This is a genomic window from uncultured Pelagimonas sp. (assembly GCF_947498515.1).
GTDB lineage: Bacteria > Pseudomonadota > Alphaproteobacteria > Rhodobacterales > Rhodobacteraceae > Pelagimonas.
The window spans coordinates 213,833-237,279 of sequence record NZ_CANMKO010000001.1 but is presented as its reverse complement, the minus strand read 5'-3'; the positions used below and the strand labels follow the sequence as shown (position 1 = coordinate 237,279).

Annotated in this window: 18 protein-coding genes; 12 read left to right on the top strand and 6 right to left on the bottom strand. The window is 54.4% G+C overall.

The window, feature by feature from the left end:
* Window positions 1–40: 40 nt before the first annotated feature.
* A complete protein-coding gene (locus Q1A43_RS01275; protein ID WP_299931839.1) occupies window positions 41–1,531 on the bottom strand; it encodes a methyl-accepting chemotaxis protein in 1,491 nt (496 codons plus the stop codon).
* Between the two features lie 200 nt (window positions 1,532–1,731).
* Here Q1A43_RS01275 and ettA point away from each other — a divergent pair, with 200 nt between their 5' ends.
* The 8 genes from ettA to pheT all read left to right on the top strand — a co-directional run bounded on the left by ettA (window position 1,732) and on the right by pheT (window position 13,631).
* A complete protein-coding gene (gene ettA / locus Q1A43_RS01270; protein WP_299931837.1) occupies window positions 1,732–3,387 on the top strand; it encodes an energy-dependent translational throttle protein EttA in 1,656 nt (551 codons plus the stop codon).
* 335 nt (window positions 3,388–3,722) lie between these two features.
* On the top strand, window positions 3,723–3,929 hold the full coding sequence (locus Q1A43_RS01265; RefSeq protein WP_299929360.1) for a cold-shock protein: 207 nt from the start codon (window positions 3,723–3,725) through the stop codon (window positions 3,927–3,929).
* A gap of 670 nt (window positions 3,930–4,599) precedes the next feature.
* On the top strand, window positions 4,600–6,144 hold the full coding sequence (locus Q1A43_RS01260; RefSeq protein WP_299931835.1) for a methyl-accepting chemotaxis protein: 1,545 nt from the start codon (window positions 4,600–4,602) through the stop codon (window positions 6,142–6,144).
* An 819-nt stretch (window positions 6,145–6,963) separates the two neighbouring features.
* The gene (locus Q1A43_RS01255) at window positions 6,964–8,691 is read left to right on the top strand and encodes an alpha/beta fold hydrolase (protein ID WP_299931833.1); all 1,728 of its coding nucleotides are present in this window, start codon (window positions 6,964–6,966) and stop codon (window positions 8,689–8,691) included.
* 90 nt (window positions 8,692–8,781) lie between these two features.
* Window positions 8,782–9,093 (top strand): hypothetical protein, encoded by a 312-nt coding sequence (locus Q1A43_RS01250; RefSeq protein WP_299931831.1) that lies wholly within the window; start codon window positions 8,782–8,784, stop codon window positions 9,091–9,093.
* Window positions 9,094–9,212: 119 nt separating this feature from the next.
* Window positions 9,213–10,286: a phenylalanine--tRNA ligase subunit alpha gene (gene pheS / locus Q1A43_RS01245; RefSeq protein ID WP_299929525.1), complete on the top strand. Its 1,074-nt coding sequence runs from the start codon at window positions 9,213–9,215 to the stop codon at window positions 10,284–10,286.
* Between the two features lie 439 nt (window positions 10,287–10,725).
* Complete coding sequence (locus Q1A43_RS01240; RefSeq protein WP_299931829.1) at window positions 10,726–11,118, top strand: hypothetical protein; 393 nt, start codon at window positions 10,726–10,728, stop codon at window positions 11,116–11,118.
* A 113-nt stretch (window positions 11,119–11,231) separates the two neighbouring features.
* Entirely contained in the window at window positions 11,232–13,631 is a 2,400-nt protein-coding gene (gene pheT / locus Q1A43_RS01235; RefSeq protein ID WP_299931827.1) for a phenylalanine--tRNA ligase subunit beta, read from the top strand.
* A 60-nt stretch (window positions 13,632–13,691) separates the two neighbouring features.
* Here pheT and Q1A43_RS01230 read toward each other — a convergent pair whose 3' ends face one another.
* The 3 genes from Q1A43_RS01230 to Q1A43_RS01220 form a co-directional block, all read right to left on the bottom strand.
* Window positions 13,692–14,186 carry an EF-hand domain-containing protein gene (locus Q1A43_RS01230; RefSeq protein ID WP_299929534.1) on the bottom strand — a complete coding sequence of 165 codons (495 nt, stop codon included), beginning with the start codon at window positions 14,184–14,186 and terminating at the stop codon, window positions 13,692–13,694.
* 84 nt (window positions 14,187–14,270) lie between these two features.
* Window positions 14,271–14,609, bottom strand: a complete 339-nt coding sequence (locus Q1A43_RS01225; RefSeq protein ID WP_299931825.1) for a carboxymuconolactone decarboxylase family protein — start codon at window positions 14,607–14,609, stop codon at window positions 14,271–14,273.
* 196 nt (window positions 14,610–14,805) lie between these two features.
* Window positions 14,806–16,491: an acyl-CoA dehydrogenase family protein gene (locus Q1A43_RS01220; protein WP_299931823.1), complete on the bottom strand. Its 1,686-nt coding sequence runs from the start codon at window positions 16,489–16,491 to the stop codon at window positions 14,806–14,808.
* 148 nt (window positions 16,492–16,639) lie between these two features.
* Between Q1A43_RS01220 and Q1A43_RS01215 the strand changes: the two genes are divergently transcribed.
* Window positions 16,640–17,395: a sulfite exporter TauE/SafE family protein gene (locus Q1A43_RS01215; protein ID WP_299931821.1), complete on the top strand. Its 756-nt coding sequence runs from the start codon at window positions 16,640–16,642 to the stop codon at window positions 17,393–17,395.
* Between the two features lie 692 nt (window positions 17,396–18,087).
* Here Q1A43_RS01215 and uvrB read toward each other — a convergent pair.
* Window positions 18,088–20,286, bottom strand: a complete 2,199-nt coding sequence (gene uvrB, locus Q1A43_RS01210) for an excinuclease ABC subunit UvrB (protein ID WP_299931819.1) — start codon at window positions 20,284–20,286, stop codon at window positions 18,088–18,090.
* A gap of 412 nt (window positions 20,287–20,698) precedes the next feature.
* Between uvrB and Q1A43_RS01205 the strand changes: the two genes are divergently transcribed.
* Together Q1A43_RS01205 and Q1A43_RS01200 are read left to right on the top strand one after the other, a co-directional pair.
* Complete coding sequence (locus Q1A43_RS01205) at window positions 20,699–21,010, top strand: ETC complex I subunit (protein ID WP_299929551.1); 312 nt, start codon at window positions 20,699–20,701, stop codon at window positions 21,008–21,010.
* Between the two features lie 550 nt (window positions 21,011–21,560).
* Complete coding sequence (locus tag Q1A43_RS01200; protein WP_299929552.1) at window positions 21,561–21,953, top strand: hypothetical protein; 393 nt, start codon at window positions 21,561–21,563, stop codon at window positions 21,951–21,953.
* Window positions 21,954–21,961: 8 nt separating this feature from the next.
* Here the strand turns inward: Q1A43_RS01200 and Q1A43_RS01195 are convergent, their stop codons facing one another.
* Entirely contained in the window at window positions 21,962–22,462 is a 501-nt protein-coding gene (locus Q1A43_RS01195) for a YdcF family protein (protein ID WP_299929554.1), read from the bottom strand.
* A 108-nt stretch (window positions 22,463–22,570) separates the two neighbouring features.
* On the opposite strand from Q1A43_RS01195, the gene yghU reads away from it, so the two are divergent.
* Window positions 22,571–23,428: a glutathione-dependent disulfide-bond oxidoreductase gene (yghU, locus tag Q1A43_RS01190; protein WP_299931818.1), complete on the top strand. Its 858-nt coding sequence runs from the start codon at window positions 22,571–22,573 to the stop codon at window positions 23,426–23,428.
* The last annotated feature ends 19 nt before the right edge of the window (window positions 23,429–23,447 follow it).

The window sequence follows — 23,447 nt, the reverse complement described above, 5'->3', positions numbered from 1 at the left end:
ACTGCAAGAAACCAAAGACCCTTAGCATGCGTGATCGACTTCAAAAATCCTGCCAAGGATGGGGGCCGCCAACGGCACGCTTGCGCGCGGCGGGTTGCGGTCGGCGTGACCCAGTCGCATCTTGGCTCCAATCATCAAACAATTGCATGTGTGGGCTTTCGGCCGTTTTTCCAGAAGATCGCAACTTAAATTGCGTCACAAGCGCCCGGATGTTCACCGCTTTGTCGCGCAAAGCCCGACCAGCGGCCGCGCTCTCGCCTACCATGGCCGCGTTTTGCTGCGTCACCTGATCCAAAAGCGTGATGCCATTGTTGATTTCCAACAACCCCGTCGCCTGTTCCGAGGCCCCGCTTGCGATGTTTTCGACGCCAGCCGTGACTTCTGTGACCCCATCAAGAATCTCTTCGATTGATTGTCCCATTTCGGAAACCAGAATCACTCCGTGGCTCACATTATTGTTGGATTCTTCGATCAATTCTCGGATTTCAGAAGCACTATCCGAGGATCTTTGGGCAAGCGCGCGCACTTCTGCGGCCACCACAGCAAAGCCCCGCCCAACATCCCCTGCCCGCGCGGCCTCGACCCCCGCATTCAACGACAAGAGATTGGTTTGAAAGGCTATTTCCTCGATGACCTGAATAATTTGAGATATTTGAATAGACGACTGCTCGATCGCCCCCATGGCCTCTACGGCACGGCCACGCACCGTTTCGCCGCATTGCGCCTTTTCGCGCGCCTGAGCCATGGCCGTTACAATTTTCCCGGCCCCATTTGCGGTGGACGCTACGCTTGATGTAATTTGTTCCATCGCTGCGGCTGTTTGTTCAAGCGTGGCGGCTTGGTTTTCGGTTCGGTGCGATAGGTTATCGGCACCTTCACTCAGCATCGCCGCATCGCGATCAATGGATTCAGCGCTTGTCGCGAGTTCTGAGATGATCGTGGCCAAGGAATCAACCGTCTGATTGAAATCCGCGCGCAGGGGCTCATAGTCCGCTGCCATTGGCTCGGTCATCTGACACTCAAGATCACCGGCCGACAATTTGCGCAAACTGCCCCCCAACTGCTCCATGACCATTGCCATTTCTGCCGCCCACTCTTGGGTTTCTTCGGCCCTGTCACGATTGGCCTTTAGACGCTTTTTCAGTTCACTATAGACGCTCTGCAAATCCGCTGGCTCTATGTCGCCCACTGGACGGTCCCAGCCTTCAGAGAAGGCAAGGTCAGCCATGTCGCGTGTCAAAGCTGCAACTTGAATGGTGTTACGATGCGCTTCTCTGAAACAAAGCAGAGTGGTGGCCACCAACACCGCAATCGGCACAGCCCCCAAAATCACTAAGAGCTTTTTTTGCGCCATTTCCACCTCAGAGGCGCTGACAAACATCGCGGGATCAGGCCATGTCAGCCACAATCCCAGCCCGGAAAAAACAAACGACACCCAAAACACCGGCAAAACGACGGCCAAAAACAGCCGTCTTTTGCCACCAAAAGGTGGTTTGGGTTTGGGTCGTTTTTCGGGTTCGGCGATAAACAAATCGGCCTCCGGCAACGCCTTTTAGGGCCCCGCCGGGCCGGTCATAGCACCCAAAAAACCAAGGAAACCTTTACATCGAATTAATGGTTAACGCAGAGGACCCGCCACGCTGATGTTGGCAAAACACTGGCCGATTGCGCCGAGGCGCACAACGCGCTACTCCGGCGGGCAACACGAAATTCTCAGCGGAGCAATGACCCATGGCGTCTTACCAGTATGTCTATCACATGGATGGTGTATCCAAGACCTATCCGGGTGGAAAAAAGTGCTTTGAAAACATTCGACTAAGCTTCCTCCCCGGTGTGAAAATCGGTGTCGTCGGCGTCAACGGTGCCGGTAAATCGACCCTGATGAAAATCATGGCGGGAATCGATAAAGACTTTGTAGGCGAAGCTTGGGCCGCAGACGGGGCCAAAGTTGGCTACCTACCTCAGGAGCCTCATCTAGACGAAAGCCTTGATGTGCGTGGCAATGTCATGCTTGGCGTGAAGGCCAAGAAAGATATTCTTGATCGCTACAATGAGCTGGCGATGAATTACTCGGACGAAACCGCCGACGAAATGGCCAAGCTCCAAGATGAGATCGACGCCCAGAACCTTTGGGATCTCGACAGTCAGATCGACGTCGCCATGGAAGCGCTCCGTTGTCCGGCTGATGACGCTAATGTGGCCAATCTCTCTGGTGGTGAAAAGCGCCGGGTTGCCTTGTGCAAACTGTTGCTCGAAGCGCCTGATATGCTGTTGCTCGACGAACCGACCAACCATTTGGACGCCGAAACGATCGCATGGCTGCAAAATCACCTGATTGACTACAAAGGCACCATTCTGATCATCACCCATGACCGGTATTTCCTTGACGATATCACCAGCTGGATTTTGGAATTGGATCGTGGCCGCGGCATTCCCTACGAGGGCAACTATTCTGCGTGGCTGGATCAAAAAGCCAAGCGTTTGGCACAAGAAGCCCGCGAGGACAAATCCAAGCAGAAAACTCTGGAACGCGAATTGGAATGGATGCAGCAAGGGGCCAAAGCGCGTCAGGCGAAATCCAAGGCTCGTATTGCCGCCTATGAAGAGATGGCCGGCCAATCCGAGCGCGAAAAAGTTGGCCGTGCTCAGATTATCATCCCCAACGGCCCCCGCCTCGGGTCCAAGGTGATCGAGGTCGAGAACCTCAAAAAAGCCATGGGTGACAAGCTGTTGATCGAAGATCTGAGCTTTAGCCTGCCACCAGGCGGCATTGTCGGTGTGATCGGTCCGAACGGCGCGGGTAAATCGACGCTATTCAAAATGCTGACAGAACATGAAACACCGGACGGTGGTTCGATCGAGCTCGGCGATACGGTTCAGCTGTCCTATGTAGACCAGTCACGCGACGATTTGATTGACGGCGAAACCGTTTGGGAAGCCATCACTGGCGGCGCTGAAATCATCAAACTTGGCGATGCCGAGGTCAATTCACGCGCCTATTGTTCGTCATTCAACTTCAAGGGCGGTGATCAACAGAAACCGGTTAGCAAACTGTCGGGCGGTGAGCGGAACCGCGTTCACATGGCACGTTTGTTGAAGTCTGGTGGCAACGTTCTACTCCTCGACGAACCGACCAACGATCTGGACGTTGAAACCCTTCGTGCGCTCGAAGATGCCCTGACCGACTTTGCCGGTTGCGCGGTTGTCATTTCGCACGACCGTTTCTTCCTTGACCGGATTTGTACCCACATCCTCGCCTTTGAAGGTGAGGCGCATGTGGAATGGTTCGAAGGCAACTTTGAGGACTACGAAGAAGACAAGAAGCGCCGCCTTGGCGAGGCCGCTTTGGAACCGACGCGGGTCAAATTCAAAAAATTCGTCCGCTGATCTTAGGCGGGCCGTTTTCGCGATGTTGTAACATACGCAAAACGGCCCGCCTTCCCCCCCCAAAAAGACAACGATCGGCTCTCGCAGCGATTGAATTCTTGTATTTTCGCTCTTTAGCGAACGCCATTTTTTATCGATTATTCAACTTCTGGACACACCACCCCACCCGCCTGAGATGTACCAATCCCTTTACAGAACAGGGATTCTCTGGCATACCAACCGCGCTACTCTCTACCTCGACCACTGTTTCCCTATCCGGCACCAGTCTCGAAAAAGACGACGACGCCGGGCTGCCGCAACTCCGTGGGCAGCAGCAACCCTGAAGGGAACATGATATGGCAACAGGTACCGTAAAGTGGTTCAACACCACCAAAGGTTATGGATTTATTGCACCCGATGATGGCGGCAAAGACATCTTTGTTCACATCTCAGCAGTTGAGCGTTCTGGCCTGACCGGCCTGCAAGACAACCAAAAGGTTTCTTACGAACTGCGTTCTGGCCGTGATGGCCGCGAAAGCGCATCGGATATCGAACTGGCCTAATTGGCCGGGTCATCGTATTGGGACGAGGCCGGGCATTCATGTTCCGGCCTTTTTCTTTTCTGTCACGCTGTGCTCACATCCCTGGCAGGTAAGTGAAACATGACTACACAGACGATCGTTTTGCCCCCACCTTGGTATTCAGGAGGACAAGACAATGGCTGATAAACATAACCAACCTACCCAAGACGCACCACGCCTGCCCACGCCCGGCCCCCGCGCACCAAAACAGTACCGCTACAACGATTGGGCCGCCCTTTAACCCCGTCTAAATTCGATTAATTTTTCAAGATATTTGTCTGGCAAAAGCCTATTTTCATACCCGGAAAGTGACTCAGGTCATGCAAATTTAAGACCTTCTCCCTAGGCCTAGTTCCATGAAAACGGTTGGCCTCATACTGGCAACGCTAGGCGCATCCTTTATGCTTAGCCTGTCTGCCTTTGCGATAATTCTCGCGGGTTCGGGAGTCCAAGACTCCGACCTAATACTGGTTGTATCTTACCCTTGGGGGCCTCATGCCTCTGATGTAATTGCACAATCCGGTTTAAGCGAAACCTACCCTATCCGCGCACCTCTTGGTGGACTGACCGTGATCAACACCCCGCAAGACCTGCAATATCTCAGGGAAAGCGGGGCATGGTTTTTGCTAGATGGAAAAAGGGTTGCAAACCTATGTTCACCAAAGGTGTAAACGCGCCATCCGGCGACAAAGAGTTCAGGCTACAACTCATGGCAAGCTTTGCGATGGCCCCTTGGCCGACGCTCGTCGCAGTGTTTCTCAACCCTGTGATCGCATGGTGGCTCTTGGCCGCTGTCAGCCTTGCCATTTTAGGTCTGACGCTAACTGCGGGACGCATCCCCAAAACGATCGCACCCTACGTGATCGCTTTCACGTTTGTCGCGCATTGCGTTTTGCTCACAATTTCCTTTACCGGGCACCCATGGCAAATTGATTCCCACATGTTGTATTTTGTTGCGATCGCTGTTGCGTCAACTCTCTACAATGCCAAGGCCTTGTTCTTTACTGCCGCAATAATTGCGGTTCACCACTTGTCCTTGACTGTCCTCTTGCCTGCATTGGTTTATCCGGACGGCACTTTGGCAACCAACCTTGGCCGAACTGTTATGCATGCCGTGATTGTTGTCATGGAAACCAGCGTGTTGTTGGCCAACATCTTGAAAAAACAGGCCGCCGATGTCGAGGTTGAGACCAAAAGACGCGAAGCCGTTGAACACGCCGAAATCGCCCAAGATGCGCAATTGCAAGCACAAAGCAGCCAAGAGCAATCTGAACGCATTGTTACGGTATTGACAGAAAACCTAGCTTTGCTGGCCGAAGGGGATTTGACTTGTGAAATTTCCGAGGACTTTCCAGAAAGCCACACCAAGCTCAAGGATGATTTCAATCGCACAATCGAAACATTGAACACAACTATGGAAAAAGTTGTCGATGTCGCGACGGGCATTCAACGCGGTTCTCATGACGTCGCGCGCGCGTCAGACAACCTGTCAAACCGAACTGAGAGCCAGGCTGCTACCCTAGAGCAAGCCGCCGCCGCCCTTGAAGAGCTAACCAACAGTGTCGGGTCTGCAGCCGAAGGCACAAAAAGTGTCGAATCCAGCATCCTGCAAGCCAAGCAAGGTGCCGAGAATAGTGGACACGTTGTGCAAAACGCTGTCGAGGCGATGAACGAAATTGAGAACAGCGCCAGCCACATTAATCAGATCATTGGCGTTATCGACAATATCGCCTTCCAAACAAACCTTTTGGCTCTGAATGCCGGTGTAGAAGCTGCACGCGCAGGCGAAGCCGGAAACGGTTTTGCTGTTGTGGCGTCGGAGGTTCGGGCCCTCGCACAGCAATCTGCGGAATCTGCAAAAGAGATCAAAGCCCTGATTGGCAACAGTACCGAACAGGTCGATCACGGAGTGAAACTGGTTGGTAACGCCGGAATTGCACTAGGTGAAATTGTGAAGCAGATCAGCGAGATTTCACGTCTGATGTCGGCAATTACTGAAGGTACGATGCAACAAGCAACCAGCCTGACTGAAATCAATTCTGGCGTTACACATCTTGATCGAGTCACCCAAGAAAACGCTGCTATGGCACAGCAGTCCAATCAGTCCAGTCACAGGCTGGATGGGGATGCCCGATCGCTGACACAACTCATTTCGCAATTCAAACTTCGAAGATCGCAAGATCAAGCGGCCGCATAGGTTCGTTTTGAAGCATGCCAATAACTAGGTTTGGGCATTTTAGCCCAAACAACGGCATCAGGTTAGGCTCTGGCCTCATGGATTGGGAGATGACGAGAGCGGCGCTCGCGATGGTCGTTAAGAAAGCTCATGGATATCTATCGCAATGTGTCGCCAATCTTTGAGCCTGCCGGACATGATATTGATCACTGCCCGGCAGGGTCTTGCCTATCAAAGTCATGAGAGGGGAGATTGCGCCGACTTTAGTGGTGCCTGCCGTCTCCAACTGGAGCTCAAGCCAGTAAGTTAAGCCTGTATCCCTTTGTCTTTCATGGCCTCTTTGAGCCAATCGGCATTAAAACCACATCCTCCTAGAGGCCATTCCCCGTCTGGCAATCCGCTCAATAGAGCTAATACACCAATAAAACCGCTGACCATTGACCAAAAGTGATGGCCCGAGCATCGGGCACAAGCAGCTACTCAGACCGCACCAGGCTGTGACAAAAGCCGTGAAGCTTGCTGGTCATCCCAGTTCGAGCTCCCTCTCGGGGGATTCCGAAAAAGGGTCAAGAGGCGTCACTTGCGCGTCGGTCAGCAAAAATTGATTAGACATAGTCACCGCTCAATTTTGAGGTGAAGCGCGACATTGGATTGAACTCAATGGACCCTAATCTCAACGATGTCGAATACGACAGGACACCAAATAGATATCGTGAAACTTTACCGCCCCTTCATTTGAAGTTCTTTACAGCTACGGGTGTCACGATGGGGTATTACCCGACTTTTCCAAATACCTCTAAAAGCTTAACCTAACCCGATCTGGCAATGGCATTGGGTGACATGGAAGAACGTTTCGAACAACTAACCCACCTTGTTTACGAGGCATCTTTGGACAATTCACTTTGGCCAGAGTTGATATTGGAATTGACCGAAGAGGTTCAGCGCGCGCGGGATAGTCGTTACCTCGAAGACGCCAATGCCAAGGGGCTAGCCAACCTATCCCTGCATTTCAAACGGGCTTTTAGCATTTCAAAACGGATGGTCGATCTTCAAGAGAAAGAGGCTTATTTGTCCTCCGTTCTCAACAGCTTTTCCTTTGGCGTGGCCATGTTGGACGACACGGGGCAGGTTTTGATGGCCAATCGGTCCATGCAGGAGATTTTGCCAGCGGATGCGAACGACGCATTGCCGTTGCTTTTGCCGGAACAGGGTGAGGCCAAACCTCTGTCGAATTGGGTTCGCACCTGCAACCAAACTGGGGTCGCTCATCAGCTCCAACTGGAAACCGGCAGCCAGCGAAATCTGATGCTCTTGCCTCGCCAAGAGGCTGAGACCATTGGGTTTCCGTCCATGGCTTCTGCGGTTTTAATTTCATCGGGCCAGGGTCACAATGGCAGCCTGAGTAGCTTTGTTCAGTCCCATAGCCTCACCAACCGTGAATCCCAGTTGGTAGGATTGGTTACGTCCGGGAATGACCTTCGCCAAGCGGCGTCAGAGATGGGAATTTCGTATGAAAGCGCACGCACCTACCTAAAACGCATCTACGAAAAAACCGGGTTGCATAGCCAACCAGAACTGACCTCTGCGCTAACCACCACGCCGCTTGCCATGTTGCGCCGTCGTGAATTGCGGTTGGGCGAAGAATACCAAGTCCGCCAGATGCTACAGCTCCGGGACGGCCGCAACCTAGAGTTCTTTCGCCTTGGCCCCGCTACGGGCAAACCGGTTCTGGTTTTTGATGCTCTGTCTGGGGTGACAATTGACATGCTCGGCTATCCTGACCTTTGCTCTGGCATACTCGAACGGCATGGTGTCCAACTAATTTCCCCCTGCAGACCGGGAGGTTTTCGGTCAGACCTGAAAATCATGTCATCCCTGCGCGAGTTTTCGACCGATATTGAACAGCTGCTGGCCCATCTGAAGATTGACCGGTTTTCAATTCTCTCAGTGTCTTTTGGGTCTGGCACCGCTTTGGGCGTTGCCCACGATCTCCAAGACCGTGTGGACAAGATCGTCTTGTCTTCGGCCGCCTATCCGGAATATCGCCACGAAAACTGGCGGGAACTTGATCAATTCTACCATATGTCAAGCATTCTAGGGCGGCATTGGCCGTCGATGCTGCGGCAGGTCATTCCATTTCTGGTTCGTTCGATCTTGCAAAACCGTGATCGGTATTTTGACCGCTACTGCAACCGCGCCAGAAGCCCCGATGACATCGAAATCTTGTCACATCCCACCATTCGACGACGTACTGCCGAAATGCTGGCCCAACGCACCGCGCAAGGGCTCGAAGGCATGGTCGAGGAAAACCTTCTAAACGCCCAAGGTTGGGATTTTGACGTGCATGACATCCCTGTCCCAACCGAGATTTTCCAAGGGGATCTCGACAATGTTGCACCGGTGCAAGGGGCTGAAATGCTAGCGGATCACCTGCCAAATGCAACTCTGACGGCGCTGTTAGAAAAGGGGCATTACCACCATATCACCAACTGGCCATGGCTGGTGGCACGGGCGGCCGGGCATGACCTTGCTGTCAACAGTGACAGGTACTGTATTCCTGACCTCTAGGGCGATTGTCCCCAATTGGGGATAGGGCACATTCAAACAACGCCATAGGCATTGAAGCCATATTTAATGTCTGCACTTGATTGAAACACAATGCTTTTTGATCCCCTGATCACTTTTCTTTTGACTTTGCCACCGGCCGTTTCGACCGGGTGTGGGGTCATCGGGTTTTGCCTATACCTGACCAACTACACACTGGTCACGTTTCGCATAATCTCGAGCCAGGGGATCACGTTTTTCGCCCTGAATATCTTTGGCGCGATGATGGTTTTGGTCAGTTTGGCCCAAAACTTCAACCTCGGTGCCATGTTGATTCAGGTGTTCTGGATTTGCCTTGGCTTTGTCGCCATTGCGATCCGTTTGCGGGCCAAAGCGCTTTTCGCCGCCGACCAGATCAATCTGTAATCCGCAAGACCGCTGCTTTGCGCCCAAAACGTCATATTTCTGGGGATGGCACGCGCAGCACCCTTGCCACTTGCGGCCTGCCTCTGTAACCCGTCTCAGGCGTATTCTGGAGCCGTGACATGGATGATCTGAGAACCAAATATCTCGACCTTATCAACACCGCTGGCGATGAGGCCGCGCTCGAAGAGCTGCGGGTTCAGGCCGTGGGCAAGAAGGGCGAGATCAGCCTGCAAATGCGCTCATTGGGTAAAATGACACCCGAGGAACGCCAAGTTGCCGGCCCGGCGCTCAATGCGCTCAAGGATGAAATCAACGCGGCGCTTGCGGCGAAAAAGGCGGCCTTGGCCGATGCGGCGTTGGATGCTCGTCTGGCGAATGAATGGCTTGATGTGACGCTGCCGGCCCGCCCCCAAAGGCAAGGGTCGGTCCATCCGATTTCACAGGTCACCGAAGAAGTCAGCGCGATCTTTGCCGACATGGGCTTTGCCGTGGCCGAGGGCCCGCAGATTGACACCGATTGGTACGTGTTTGACGCGCTGAACATCCCAAGCCACCATCCGGCCCGCGCCGAGATGGACACGTTCTATATGAACCGCGCCGAGGGCGATGATCGTCCGCCACATATCCTGCGCACCCATACCTCGCCGGTTCAAATCCGCTCGATGGAAGCGCAAGGCGCGCCGATCCGCATCATCGCACCGGGCCGCGTCTATCGCGCCGATTACGACCAGACGCACACACCGATGTTCCATCAGGTCGAAGGCCTGTGCATTGGCAAAGACGTCTCGATGGCCAACCTGAAATGGTGTCTCGAAGAGTTCGTGAAAGCGTTTTTCGAAGTTGATCACGTCGAACTGCGCTTCCGCGCCTCGCATTTCCCCTTCACCGAACCATCGGCCGAGGTCGATATTCAGTGTTCATGGGAAAATGGCGTGCTCAAGGTTGGCGAAGGTGACGATTGGATGGAAATCCTCGGCTCCGGCATGGTTCACCCGAAGGTTTTGGAAAACGCGGGCGTTGATCCTAAGGAATACCAGGGCTTTGCCTTTGGCATCGGCATCGACCGCCTAGCCATGCTGAAATACGGCATCCCCGACTTGCGCGCCTTCTTTGACAGCGATCTGCGTTGGCTCAAGCACTACGGGTTTACGCCGCTTGACGTGCCGACGCTGCATGGTGGTTTGAGTAAGTAATGCTGTGTCTTAGCAGGTTTTTGGCTGCCTATTGGCAGTGGTGTCAAAAGCTTGCAAAGACGGGGGCCAAACCCAAACTGGTGAGTTTGCTGATCCTTAGCGTTCCGCTGCAATTGACCCAACCGGTATGGGCAAATCTGTTGATCGCTCTTCCCTTAATTGGGATAGCGTGGGCTTTGTTCTTAAACATACAATAAGATAGGTGGGGAACTTGTGTTCCGCGACAAACGACCACGATAATGATTTCGCCCGGCCTCAAGCCGGGCAGCCCCCGACCGCCCCCATCAAACCATAGGTTTGTCTTCGACAAAACGGCGGGGGCTTCTCCCCCACCCGCGGTCTGGGGCTACCCTTCGTAGGCCACACAAACGTTGAATAATCCTCGCTTGAATAGCCCTCCCGTGCCACTCTGAGGCTATCCCAACCTCAGAGGCCCGCCATGTTCCGCACAATACTTGCCCTATCGCTCATCGCCACCACCGCCACGGCGGATGAGGTTTGGACCTCGACCACTGGTGACGTCATCTATGAGGACGAAAAAGCCGGGGCGGCGATCTTTTCCTTTATCACCGAAACGGGAACCCGCGCCGAGCTGGTGATCCCCGGCCTTGCTGGCAACTACGACAATCGCGGCGTGCATGGCGCGCTTTGGATCGGGACAGGGCCGGATCAATGCGCGGTGTCGATGATGCGCCCCGAAGGCCAACCGTCGATGGATTGGGGAACAGCGGTGATAAGCTTTGACCGCCCCGCTTTCCCGACCGGTTTCACCCTTACGATTGGCGATTGCATAGGGCCTTTGACCCGATCCATGCGGGCAGAATTGAACTAGTGCAGCAGGCATAGCCGACTTACATGCACCAGCCTCTTTTCACCCAATCGTCTATCCGGTAAGGACATCCCAACCGTTAGACACACCCATTCCAATACCCGAGGCGCTGGCACATGAAATTCACTCTTTCCTGGCTCAAAGACCATCTCGACACCACGGCCTCGGTCGATGAGATCGCCGAGACGCTGACCGATCTCGGGCTTGAGGTCGAAGGCATCGAAGACCCAGCCAAGGCGCTGGCGAATTTCACCATTGCCAAGGTGACGCACGCCGAACAGCACCCCGATGCCGACCGGTTGCGCGTTTGCACCGTGGCCACCAATGAAGGTGACAAACAGATCGTTTGTGGTGCCCCCAACGCGCGCGAGGGCATCACCGTCGTGCTTTGCAAACCCGGTGACTATGTGCCCGGCCTCGACATAACGCTAAGCGTTGGCAAAATTCGCGGCGTCGAAAGCCACGGCATGATGGCTTCGATGAAAGAGCTTGAGCTGGGTGATGATCACGACGGCATCATCGAGCTACCCAGCGGCAATGTCGGTGACAAGTTCACCGATTGGCTTGCCGCCAACAGCCCCGAAAAAATTGATCCGGTGATCGAGATCGCCATTACGCCAAACCGGCAGGATGCGCTGGGCGTGCATGGCGTTGCCCGTGATCTCGCGGCACGTGGTCTTGGCACGTTGAAGCCGCTCAAGGTCGACGCCGTTGCCGGCTCGTTCAAAAGCCCAATCAACGTCACGATTGACGACGACACGCGCGAAAACGGCTGTGAAGTCTTTGCCGGTCGTTTGATCAAAGGCGTCAAAAACGGCCCCTCGCCCGAATGGTTGCAACAGCGTTTGACCGCCATTGGCCTGCGCCCGATTTCGGCACTGGTGGATATCACCAACTTCTTCACCTTTGATCGTAACCGTCCGTTGCATGTGTTTGACGCTGACAAAGTGTCGGGCGATCTGCGCGTCCATCGCGCCAAGGATGGCGACACATTGGTTGGTCTGGACGAAAAAGAATACACGTTCAAAGCCGGTCAAGTTGTCATTTCCGATGACCGCGGAATCGAAAGCATTGGTGGCATCATGGGTGGTTTGGCGACAGGCTGTACCGAAGAAACCACAAATGTGTTCCTAGAGGCGGCGGTTTGGGATCACATCCAGATCGCCCATACCGGTCGTGCGCTCAAGATCAACTCTGATGCGCGCTATCGCAACGAACGTGGCATCGACCCTGCGTACAATATGCAGGCGATTGAAGACGCGACCCAGATGATCCTTGATCTCTGTGGCGGCGAAGCCTCCGAAGTCATCACCGCCGGTCAGGTGCCTGACGTATCGCGGAGCTATCGTTTGGATGCGAAACGCGTGATTTCACTGGTCGGAATGGACATCCCCGAGGCCGAGCAGCGTCAGACATTGACCGCGCTTGGCTTCCGTATGGAAGGCGATCAGGCCCATGTGCCAAGCTGGCGCGCCGATGTCAAAGGTGAGGCCGATCTGGTTGAGGAAGTGGCGCGGATTGCGTCGCTGACCAAGCTCGTGGGCAAGCCCCTGCCCCGCCTGCAAAATGGCATCCCCAAGCCGATCCTGTCGCCGATGCAAAAACGCGAACGCACCGCGCGGCGTACAATTGCGACGCTGGGCTACAACGAATGTGTGACCTACACGTTCATCGACAAGGCCGCAGCGACGCTATTTGGCGGTGGCAATGACGCAACCATGCTGGCCAATCCGATCAGTTCCGAGATGAGCCACATGCGCCCATCTTTGCTTCCCGGACTGTTGCAGGCCGCGGCCCGCAATCAGGCCCGCGGCTATGCGGATTTGGCCTTGTTTGAAGTTGGTCACGCCTTTGAAGGCGGCGAACCCGGTGAACAAAACTTGCAGGTTGCTGGCCTTTTGGTTGGTCGCAGCGGTCCGAAGGACGTCCACGGGGCGATGCGCGCCGTTGATCTGTTTGATGTTAAAGCCGATGCCGAAGCCGCTTTGGCAGCTATTGGCGCACCCGCCAAGGTGCAAATCCTACGCGGTGGCGAAGGCTGGTGGCATCCGGGCCGTCACGGTCGCATTTGCCTTGGGCCCAAGAAAGTCTTGGGGGTCTTTGGCGAATTGCACCCGAAAGTGTTGGACGAAATGGGTGTCAAAGGCCCCGCTGTTGCCTTTGTTCTTTACCCTGAAAACGTGCCCCTGCCGCGCAAATCCAACGCCACCCGCTCTGCGTTGATGCAGAACGATTTGCAGGCGGTTGAACGCGACTTTGCCTTTGTGGTCGATGACAGCGTCGAGGCGCTGACCCTCGTCAATGCAGCCGCTGGCGCGGACAAAGCCCTTATCGAAGAGGTGCGGGTGTTTGACGAATTCATTGGTGGCAATCTTGGAGATGGCAAGAAGTCTCTGGCTATCACGGTTCGTCTACAGCCGACCGATAAGACACTGAAAGAAAAAGATATCGAGGCTGTGGCCGAGAAAATCATTCAGAAGGTTAGCAAAGCCACAGGTGGCGAGTTACGCGGCTAACACACCATCGATCTGAAATAACAAAAGGCCACCCAGAATTCCGGGTGGCCTTTTTCGTGGTTAGCCCTTTCCTTGGCCTTGCCCCTGACCTTTGCCTTTACCCATGCCACCACCTTTGCCGCGCCCTTTGCGGAAATCATCGGTGGTGATCACGGCGTCGCCGTTTGTGTCCATCATCTCAATCCAAGCCTCAGCCCGGCTGACGAACTCGTCGCGGCTGACCTTGCCATCCTTGTCGAGATCGTTGACCTCAAGGCGCAGATCGTCGGCCGCGTGGCGTCCAAGGCCTTTGCCTTCTTTGCCTTCTTGCGCATGTTCACGCATGTCGCTTTCGCGGGCCTCATCAAAGGCCACGTATTCCTCGGCATCTAAGAAGCCATCGTCATTGGAATCAAAGGTGACAAAGACATCGCCGCGCCTTTCGGCCGCTTCGGCCACGGTGACCTGACCGTCTTCGTTGAGATCCCAGTTTTCAATGAAATGCGCTCCGGGCATTTGCTGTTGGGCAAAAGCGGTTCCAGCGACGAACAAAAGCGGTAATGCGAAACGGATCATGATCTGTCTCCTCCATTTGGTTGGCAGTTACATTCTTGATACGGAATGTAACTGCGTTTCCGTCGCGACAGGCTGACGCAGGAGCTATTTGGCGCTCAACTCGTCAAACACCTCAAGGGCTTTGCCCGAATACATCAACCCCGGACCGCCTGCCATTTGGATACAGGTTGCGAGAACTTCTGAGACCTCGTCACGGGTCGCGCCCAGTTTCACCAGAGCTTCGGTGTGAAACAAAATGCAAGGTTCACAACGGGTTGCGACCGCGATCCCCAAGGCAACATATTCCTTTTCCTTAAAGGTCAATGCGCCGTCTTTCTTGACGCTTTTGCCGATCGCCCCAAACCCGGCAACCGTATCGGGGATCATGGCACCCAATTGTTTGAGTTGCGATTTGGTTTCAGAAAGCTTGTCGTTCCAGCTCATGGTGGTCTCCTATCGTGATTTGCCCCTGACACATCACAAATGCGGAATGCATACCTTGATCCGGATCATGTTTTACCGTGCTGGACGGCCCGTATTTCCCAATTGCCCCCTGAGTTTTCCTGACACGAGGACAACAAAGAAAAGGCCCCATGCGAAAGACGCGTGGGGCCATAAGTTGGAGAGTGAACTGTAGGTCTTAGCCGAGCAGGCGACGGGCGATGACCTGCGCCTGAATTTCGCCAGCGCCTTCAAAGATGTTGAGAATACGGGCATCACACAGAATGCGAGACACGGTGTATTCCAAGGCAAAGCCGTTACCGCCATGAATTTGCAGCGCATTATCCGCCGCCGCCCACGCCACGCGCGCGCCGAGAAGCTTGGCCATGCCAGCCTCAAGGTCACAACGGCGGCCTTCGTCTTTTTCACGGGCCGAGAAATACGACAACTGACGCGCAACCATAATTTCGGTCGCCATCATAGCGATCTTGCCAGACACACGCGGGAAATCGATCAAGGATTTGCCGAATTGCTTGCGATCTTGGGCGTATTTCATCCCCACATCCATGGCCGACTGCGCCACACCAATGGCACGGGCCGCGGTTTGGATACGGGCGCTTTCAAAGGTCTCCATCAGCTGCTTGAAACCTTTGCCGGTTTCGCCGCCCAAAAGGTTTTCGCCTTTGACGTGAAAGTTATCGAACCCCAGCTCGTATTCCTTCATACCGCGATAACCAAGCACTTCGATCTCGCCGCCGGTCATACCTTCGGTTGGGAAGGGGTTTTCGTCGTCACCCGGCGTTTTCTCTGCCAAGAACATCGACAAGCCTTTGTAATTGCTGGTCTCTGGGTCGGTACGCGCCAAAAGTGTCATCACGTGGGTTCGGGCGGCGTGGGTGATCCAGGTCTTGTTGCCGGTGACTTTCCAATCGCCGTTTTCGTCCTTGACCGCGCGTGTGCGCAGCGAGCCAAGATCAGAGCCGGTATTGGGTTCGGTAAACACCGCTGTGGGCAGTTTTTCACCACTTGCCAAAGCTGGCAGCCATTTCTGTTTTTGTTCTTCGGTACCACCGGCAATGATCAACTCGGCCGCGATTTCGGAGCGTGTGCCAAGCGAGCCAACACCGATATAAGCGCGCGAGAGTTCCTCGGAGACAACGCACATCGACGCCTTGGACATGCCAAGCCCGCCGTATTCCTCGGGGATGGTTAGGCCAAACACACCCATTTCGGCCAGTTCCTCGATGATTTCCATCGGGATCAGCTCATCCTTGAGGTGCCATTCATGCGCATAGGGTTCGACCTTGTCGACGGCGTAGCGGCGCATCTGGTCGCGGAACATGTCCAGCTCGTCATCTAGACCGGTTTCACCATAGGTGATGTCACCTTCGCGTTGTTGGATCAGGTCAACAAGACGAGTCCGCGCGGCTTGGGTGTTGGCCCCTTGGGTCAGGGTCATGACCGCATCGGACATCAAGGCGCGGGCGTCATCTTGGGTCAGGCCCATATCCTGCAGACGCACCATTTCGCCCTGGTTCATCTGGATCCCGCCATAGATCTGCCAGAGGTATTCCCCAAAAGCGATCTGGTGCAAGAGCTGTTCCAGCTCACCGAACTTTCCATCGGCTTGCAGACGTTCTGCCCAGCCCTGCATCTGGCGCAGGCTTTCGAGATATGTGGCAAACCAAGCAAGGCCATGCGCAGCGGTTTGGTTGGCTTCGATCAGCCCACCAGAGACGCGGCCATCTTTGCTCACCAGTTCGCGCACCGAACTACGGGCGGCTTCGAAAACAGTTTCAACCGGGGCAATCGCCGCGCCGGTCAGAGCCAGAAGGTCAGGCAGGATCGCACTGCCAAGGGCCGGGTCTTGTCCATCATGTGCCATGTGTCGCGTCCTTATACTTGTCTTGTGTAGGGTCTAGCCATTTCGCAGATGCAGCGCAACAAAAATGCTAATGCTGCGGCGCTATAGTTCAAAAATTGCGCGGTGGAATTTTGCGGTGCAGCATGAATAGCCGTGCTAAATCACCCACATGGATGCGCTTTTCTCAAATTTACCCCTGCTTTCACTCTGTCTTGGAATTGGCCTTCTGGCCGGGATCGTCAAGGGCATGGTCGGATTCGCCATGCCGATGATTCTCGTTTCAGGGCTAGGGAGCATCATCGCGCCGGAACTGGCACTGGCTGGATTGATCCTACCGACCTTGGTCACCAATGGCATGCAGGCGTTTGGCCGCGGGACAAGGGGCATCTGGACAGCGATCAAACGGTTCCGCTTGTTTATGATCGTCGGTTTGGTCTGCATCCTTGCGGCATCGCAATTGGTTGCGATCCTTCCGGTTGAAGTGATGTTCGCGGTGATCGGCGGACCGATTGTCGTGTTTAGCCTCATGCAACTGGCCGGGTGGCAACCCGAGGTAAAGCAAAGCCCGGGTTTGGATGTTTTGGTCGGTATCGGCGCCGGAACGATTGGCGGCATGTCCGGAGTCTGGGGGCCAATGGTTGTTGCCTACCTAACGGCGCTTAAGACCGAGAAGAGTGAGCAAATTCGGGTTCAGGGTGTGATCTATGGATTGGGGGCGGTGGCGCTCACCTTGGCGCATATCGGGTCCGGGATTTTGAACGCCGAAACCGTATGGTTTTCCGCCCTGATGATCATCCCCGGCGTGATCGGCATGTGGATTGGCGGGCGCCTGCACAACCGAATTGATCAGAAGGCATTTCGAAAGGCGACGTTGTTTGTGCTTTTGGTGGCCGGGCTAAACTTGCTGCGGCGGGCGTTTATTTAAAGTACAACAAATGCAAAAAAGCGATGTAAGAGGTTAACATGGGTTCAAGAAAGAAATTGCGGGCTCCGGGTTAAAACGGTTCACTTCTTTGTCTTCAGCGATCTCTATTTTGGAGACAAAAAAAACTTACTTTACTACCTCCATCGTCATGGGAGGATAAGAACGATGTTGCGTGTTTGGATCAATGGTCAAGCGACAACGGCAACGCAAAGTTGCATGCACTTTGCTTTTCTGAGACAGGTCAGACTTTCCATCATTGGAAAGTGTTCGCTCCTGGAACGGATGGAGTGCGCATTGATTTGAAGCCAGGTGCGATAGAAAGAATTTTTGGCGACCGGCCAAAATTCACGGTTCGTAAGGTCCAGTACCGCTCTCTAAACGAACTTAGTGAGGCTGATCAAAGTTCCGACCTGGATTTACGATTCTTGAAAAGCATACGCTACAAAGATGAAAAGGAAGTTCGCGTAGTGCATTCGACTCATAGAAAAATAAAAAAATGCCTTCTCGCCAGTTTTCAAAAACGGATATCGTGCGTATCGCTACAAGTCCATGGATGCCTTCAGAAGTGCATCAAAGCGTCAAAGCGTCAAACGGGTTCTCCGTTTGATCGACGGTTTCGAAGAACTTGAGGTAATAAGATCTACTGCCGTGGATTACGGTAAATGGAGGACGGCGGCCTTTTCGGCCGCTATTTAGCGCCCTCGTCGCCGCTTAACCCCACCGCGTTGCCCCGGTTTACCCGCCGTTGAGCGACCGCGTGATTTGACGGCGGCGTCAGAGGCAGCTTCAACAGCGGCTTGCCGTGCCAGCGGATCATCGGCCACGGCGAGATCAACGGCCTCGAGCCGTTTAACCTCATCGCGCAGACGCGCGGCCTCTTCAAACTCCAGATTTTCGGCGGCCTTGCGCATGTCGTTGCGCAAGCCTTCGAGAACGGTTTGCAGATTGCCACCGGTGACGCCCTTGTCGATCGTTGCGGTGACGCGCGATTGGTCGGTGTCGCCTTTATAGAGACCCGCCAGAATGTCCTCGACGTTCTTTTTCACCGTTTCCGGGGTGATCCCGTGTTCGACGTTATAGGCCTCTTGCTTGGTCCGACGGCGGTTGGTTTCGCCAATCGCCCGTTCCATCGACCCAGTAACGCGATCCGCATACATAATGACACGCCCTTCGGAATTCCGCGCGGCGCGGCCGATGGTCTGGACCAGCGAGGTTTCGGATCGCAAGAAGCCCTCTTTATCCGCGTCCAAAATCGCCACCAATCCGCATTCGGGAATGTCCAAACCTTCGCGCAACAGGTTGATCCCGATCAGAACGTCAAACGCCCCAAGCCGCAAATCACGAAGAATTTCGATCCGTTCAATCGTGTCGATATCGCTGTGCATGTAGCGCACTTTGATGCCCTGTTCGTGCAAGTATTCGGTCAGGTCTTCGGCCATACGTTTGGTCAGGGTGGTGACCAATGTGCGCATACCTTCGGCCGTGACTTTTCGGATTTCATCAAGAACATCATCGACTTGCATATCCACAGGACGGATTTCCACCGGCGGGTCCAACAACCCCGTCGGGCGGATCACCTGTTCGGTAAACACGCCACCAGATTGCTCAAGCTCCCAGGATGCCGGAGTTGCCGAGACGAAAATCGACTGCGGGCGCATGGCGTCCCATTCTTCGAATTTCAGCGGGCGGTTGTCCATGCAGGACGGTAGACGGAACCCATGTTCCGCAAGCGTGAATTTGCGGCGATAGTCGCCCTTGTACATGCCGCCGATCTGGGGCACGGACACGTGGGATTCATCTGCAAAAACAATAGCATGATCGGGGATAAATTCGAACAATGTGGGGGGCGGTTCCCCCGGAGCGCGCCCCGTTAAGTAGCGCGAATAGTTTTCAATGCCGTTGCACACGCCCGTCGCCTCAAGCATCTCGATGTCGAAGTTGCAACGTTGTTCAAGCCTCTGAGCTTCCAAAAGCTTGCCTTCGCCGACAAGCTGATCAAGCCGCTGACGCAGCTCCTTTTTGATGCTTATGACCGCCTGCTGCATCGTCGGTTTGGGCGTCACATAGTGCGAATTCGCATAGACCCGGATTTGGTCGAAACTACCGGTTTTCTGGCCAGTTAGCGGATCAAACTCGGTGATCCCTTCTAGTTCTTCGCCAAAAAAGGACAGCTTCCAACCGCGATCTTCAAGGTGAGCGGGCCAGATTTCTAGGCTATCGCCACGCACCCTGAAGGTTCCGCGCTGAAACGCCTGATCGTTGCGTTTGTATTGCTGGGCCACCAAATCGGCGATGACTTTGCGCTGGTCGTATTCCTTGCCGACATGTAAATCCTGGGTCATCGCCCCATAGGTTTCGACCGATCCTATGCCATAGATACAAGACACCGAGGCCACGATAATCACGTCATCGCGTTCCAAGAGCGCGCGCGTCGCAGAGTGCCGCATCCGGTCAATCTGGTCGTTAATCTGGCTCTCTTTTTCGATATAGGTGTCCGAACGCGCGACATAGGCTTCGGGCTGATAGTAGTCATAAAACGACACAAAATATTCGACGGCATTGTCGGGAAAGAACCCTTTGAACTCGCCATACAACTGCGCCGCCAGCGTTTTGTTCGGGGCCAAAATGATGGCAGGGCGCTGGGTCTCTTCGATAACTTTGGCCATGGTAAAGGTTTTGCCGGTACCCGTTGCCCCCAAAAGCACCTGCGACCGGTCGCCATCGCGGATACCACCGGCCAACTCCGTGATGGCTGTTGGCTGATCACCGGCCGGGCTGAACTCCGTATGAAGGACAAACTCTTTGCCACCTTCCAGCTTTTCCCGCGTTTTCACATCCGGGGCCGGGGAATTCAGAACAGGCATGTTTTTGTCAGAATGGGCATAAGGCATGGCGATTCCCGCAATAGAACAAAAGTAGAATTGTACTCATTCCGTCGCAATTCAACCCCCCAAAGCGGTTTGAATGCTGCTGTGCGGCAAGTGCGTGAAAACAAACCAAAATGTCGCACTTAACCTAAAGTCACTTATTTTCAGTTTGTTAACAAAGCAACCGGAGATTTGCACAGATGAATGACCCAAAAAGACTATTGCTAGAAAGTTTGTGTAAAATGTACCTTTTCCTTAAGCAGATGGTTTGACCGCTCTTTGGCGCTGCATTTACCCACCCCTCGCTCCCCGTGGCCCGGGTTTGGTCAAACCGCTGCTTGTCCCCCCCGCGCAATATGTGACAAATGGGCTCGACTGGGCGCTTGCCCTAAAGGCGGGAATCTCCGATAACCGGCTTTGACGAAGGAGTTTCACTATGTTTGCACGCATCTATCAGCCCGCAAAAACCGCGATGTCCTCTGGTCAGGGGAAAACAAAGGTTTGGGTCCTAGAGTTTGCACCGGCCTCGCGTCGCGAAGTTGATCCCTTGATGGGATGGACTTCGTCAAGTGACACTCAAAGTCAGGTGAAGATGCGCTTCGAAAGCAAAGAAGCCGCCGTCTCCTATGCCCAAGAACATGGGATCGAGGCGCAGGTGTTTGAACCCAACAAACGCAAACCCAACATTCGCGCACGCGGCTATGCGGAAAACTTCGCCGTCGACCGCCGGGTCCCTTGGACTCACTAACTGTTTAAGATCAGAATCAAGTTGGCGCGGAATCGGGTTTGAAATCCGACGAAGCGTCGTTGGCTTGCCATATCTCAGTCTAGCCAAAATGCTGTGACACATCGTGCAACCCGGTGCTTCAACGACGCCCTCCATTCAATCCAAGGCAGCGAAAATCGCTCACACAAACTCCTATGGCTCTGGCGGAAATTTTGGGCGGGGGCAAATGCCCGATATTTAAAAGAAACGAGTCCTGCGTTTCGAAATGCAATTCTTAGACGGTAATTTTCTATTTGAAGACGCTGTTTAGCCGCGGCCACTTGATCCTGGCGCACAGCAATATCCTGATCTTGTCCCAGCTCTTGAGCGGAACACGCACCGGAATAGGGGCAAGAAGCCATGCTCACCGAACACAGGGTTTACAGTAAAGACGTCAATTAGATAGACACGCAAATCCCTTAACTTTCCTGTAAGTTATTGCAGCTTTGTTCACTGTCAAAGACGTGATCTTGGTCGCGGTCTATACTTGCGCCAAGGAAGGGCGCGAAACATCATGAGATTGGAGACAGGGATGAAACGCTTTTTACTTGCTGCGGTACTGGCCGCGAGTTCTGCAATGGCCGCGACTGTTGCACAGGCGGATCAGATCATTGGCAGCTATGTCGCCTATATTGGGCAGGATGATCTTTATAATTCCAAGGGTGCTCGCCTGAATGAACCTTGGCAAATCCTGCGTCAGGACCGGGCCAATTATCACCGCTTTGGCATCAGCCAGCCGGGGGATGAATGGGATCCGTTCTTTGGCAGCATGGAAAATCGCGGCATCATGGAACGGATGATTATGAATGGCACGATGGAGCCAGCGGCGGCCCGCAATCTGCTGCGCGGCGGGGCCACGGTGTTTGTGCGCATTTACGGCGTTGGCAATAGCGGCCGCTATCTCAAAGTGACCGTCACTCGTTAAGGCACCCGCTAAGGCCGCCCCTTGCCGTGCAAGACGTACCAGATCAAGGCCGGGATTTCGCGCATCCAGGCCTTGATCACCCGCCGCCACGTTGTTCCGGTCATCTTTGGACAACTGGCAGTGGCCTTCATCCCCAATCGCCGCGCCACCAAAAGCGCGCGTGGAGCGTGGTAGGCATCGGTCACCAAAACAGCGGAAACTGCGCCGTGCTCGGCCAAAAGCCGCGCAGAAAATCGTAGGTTTTCTTCGGTTGTGGTGGCCTTATCCTCTTGCAGGATACAAGCCTCTGGCACCCCTTTAGCACGACAAATATCGGCGATGACCTGTGCCTCGGACGGTGGATGCTTGCCCACTCCTCCCGATCCGATAATCGCCGAAACCATGCCGTCCTGCCAAAGCTTGGCGGCGTGCTCGGCACGTCGACGCAGGCTTGGCGATGGTTCCCCGCCGGGCCAAACAGCAGCCCCCAAAACAATAGCAATCTGGCGGTCATCAGGATTATGCGTCATTTGCGCACAAAAGCACAGGATATGTGCATTGCCCATTCCAAAAGCGTCAGGGCTGGCAATCTTGTTCAACAGGGTTACGTTAGCGCCCAAAGGAAAAGGACACGCAGCATGACACAAGACTATACACCGCCGAAAATCTGGACCTGGGACAAAGAAAATGGCGGCAAATGGGCCTCGCTCAACCGACCCGTTTCCGGGGCCACCCATGACAAAGACCTGCCCGTCGGGGAGCATCCCCTTCAGCTTTACTCCATGGCGACCCCCAATGGCGTCAAAGTCACCGTGATGCTTGAAGAGCTTCTCGAGGCTGGTCACGCCGCCGACTATGACGCTTGGCCGATCAAAATCGGTGATGGCGATCAGTTTGGCTCGGGCTTTGTCTCTGCCAACCCCAATTCGAAAATACCGGCGCTGATGGATCATTCCGGCGATGCCCCTGTGCGCATTTTCGAAAGCGCCGCAATCCTGGTGCATCTGGCCGAGAAATTTGACGCCTTTCTGGGCAAGGCGGACAATCGGGCAGAGATGCTAAGCTGGCTGTTTTGGCAAATGGGCAGCGCGCCGTATTTGGGCGGTGGTTTTGGCCACTTCTACGCCTATGCGCCCTACCCGATGGAATACCCGATTGATCGCTTTACTATGGAAGTCAAACGGCAGTTGGATGTGCTGGACAAACAATTGGCCGACAACACCTTTATTGCTGGCGAAGACTACACCATCGCCGATATCGCGATCTTCCCGTGGTACGGCAATCTGGTGATTGGCAACCAATACGAAGCCGCTGAATTCCTACAGGTGCATGAATACAAGAACGTGGTCCGGTGGGCCAATGCGATCGCTGCCCGCCCGGCGGTTCAGCGTGGTCGGATGGTTAACAAGTTCTGGGGCGAAGAGCACGAGCAATTGCCCGAACGACACTCCGCCGCAGACTTCGACGTACTCAAAGCGAAAGCGCCTGTTGAGTAACAGGCGCTCCCAAAACTTT

What these genes read in the sequence shown, in the direction of transcription:
- Q1A43_RS01200 (WP_299929552.1), top strand. Translation starts at nt 21,561, where the DNA reads ATGAAACGCTTTTTACTTGCTGCGGTACTGGCCGCGAGTTCTGCAATG.
- ettA (WP_299931837.1), top strand. Translation starts at nt 1,732, where the DNA reads ATGGCGTCTTACCAGTATGTCTATCACATGGATGGTGTATCCAAGACC.
- Q1A43_RS01265 (WP_299929360.1), top strand. Translation starts at nt 3,723, where the DNA reads ATGGCAACAGGTACCGTAAAGTGGTTCAACACCACCAAAGGTTATGGA.
- Q1A43_RS01250 (WP_299931831.1), top strand. Translation starts at nt 8,782, where the DNA reads ATGCTTTTTGATCCCCTGATCACTTTTCTTTTGACTTTGCCACCGGCC.
- Q1A43_RS01215 (WP_299931821.1), top strand. Translation starts at nt 16,640, where the DNA reads ATGGATGCGCTTTTCTCAAATTTACCCCTGCTTTCACTCTGTCTTGGA.
- Q1A43_RS01240 (WP_299931829.1), top strand. Translation starts at nt 10,726, where the DNA reads ATGTTCCGCACAATACTTGCCCTATCGCTCATCGCCACCACCGCCACG.
- uvrB (WP_299931819.1), bottom strand. Translation starts at nt 20,286, where the DNA reads ATGCCTTATGCCCATTCTGACAAAAACATGCCTGTTCTGAATTCCCCG.
- pheS (WP_299929525.1), top strand. Translation starts at nt 9,213, where the DNA reads ATGGATGATCTGAGAACCAAATATCTCGACCTTATCAACACCGCTGGC.
- Q1A43_RS01225 (WP_299931825.1), bottom strand. Translation starts at nt 14,609, where the DNA reads ATGAGCTGGAACGACAAGCTTTCTGAAACCAAATCGCAACTCAAACAA.
- yghU (WP_299931818.1), top strand. Translation starts at nt 22,571, where the DNA reads ATGACACAAGACTATACACCGCCGAAAATCTGGACCTGGGACAAAGAA.
- Q1A43_RS01195 (WP_299929554.1), bottom strand. Translation starts at nt 22,462, where the DNA reads ATGACGCATAATCCTGATGACCGCCAGATTGCTATTGTTTTGGGGGCT.
- Q1A43_RS01230 (WP_299929534.1), bottom strand. Translation starts at nt 14,186, where the DNA reads ATGATCCGTTTCGCATTACCGCTTTTGTTCGTCGCTGGAACCGCTTTT.
- Q1A43_RS01260 (WP_299931835.1), top strand. Translation starts at nt 4,600, where the DNA reads ATGTTCACCAAAGGTGTAAACGCGCCATCCGGCGACAAAGAGTTCAGG.
- pheT (WP_299931827.1), top strand. Translation starts at nt 11,232, where the DNA reads ATGAAATTCACTCTTTCCTGGCTCAAAGACCATCTCGACACCACGGCC.
- Q1A43_RS01255 (WP_299931833.1), top strand. Translation starts at nt 6,964, where the DNA reads ATGGAAGAACGTTTCGAACAACTAACCCACCTTGTTTACGAGGCATCT.
- Q1A43_RS01220 (WP_299931823.1), bottom strand. Translation starts at nt 16,491, where the DNA reads ATGGCACATGATGGACAAGACCCGGCCCTTGGCAGTGCGATCCTGCCT.
- Q1A43_RS01205 (WP_299929551.1), top strand. Translation starts at nt 20,699, where the DNA reads ATGTTTGCACGCATCTATCAGCCCGCAAAAACCGCGATGTCCTCTGGT.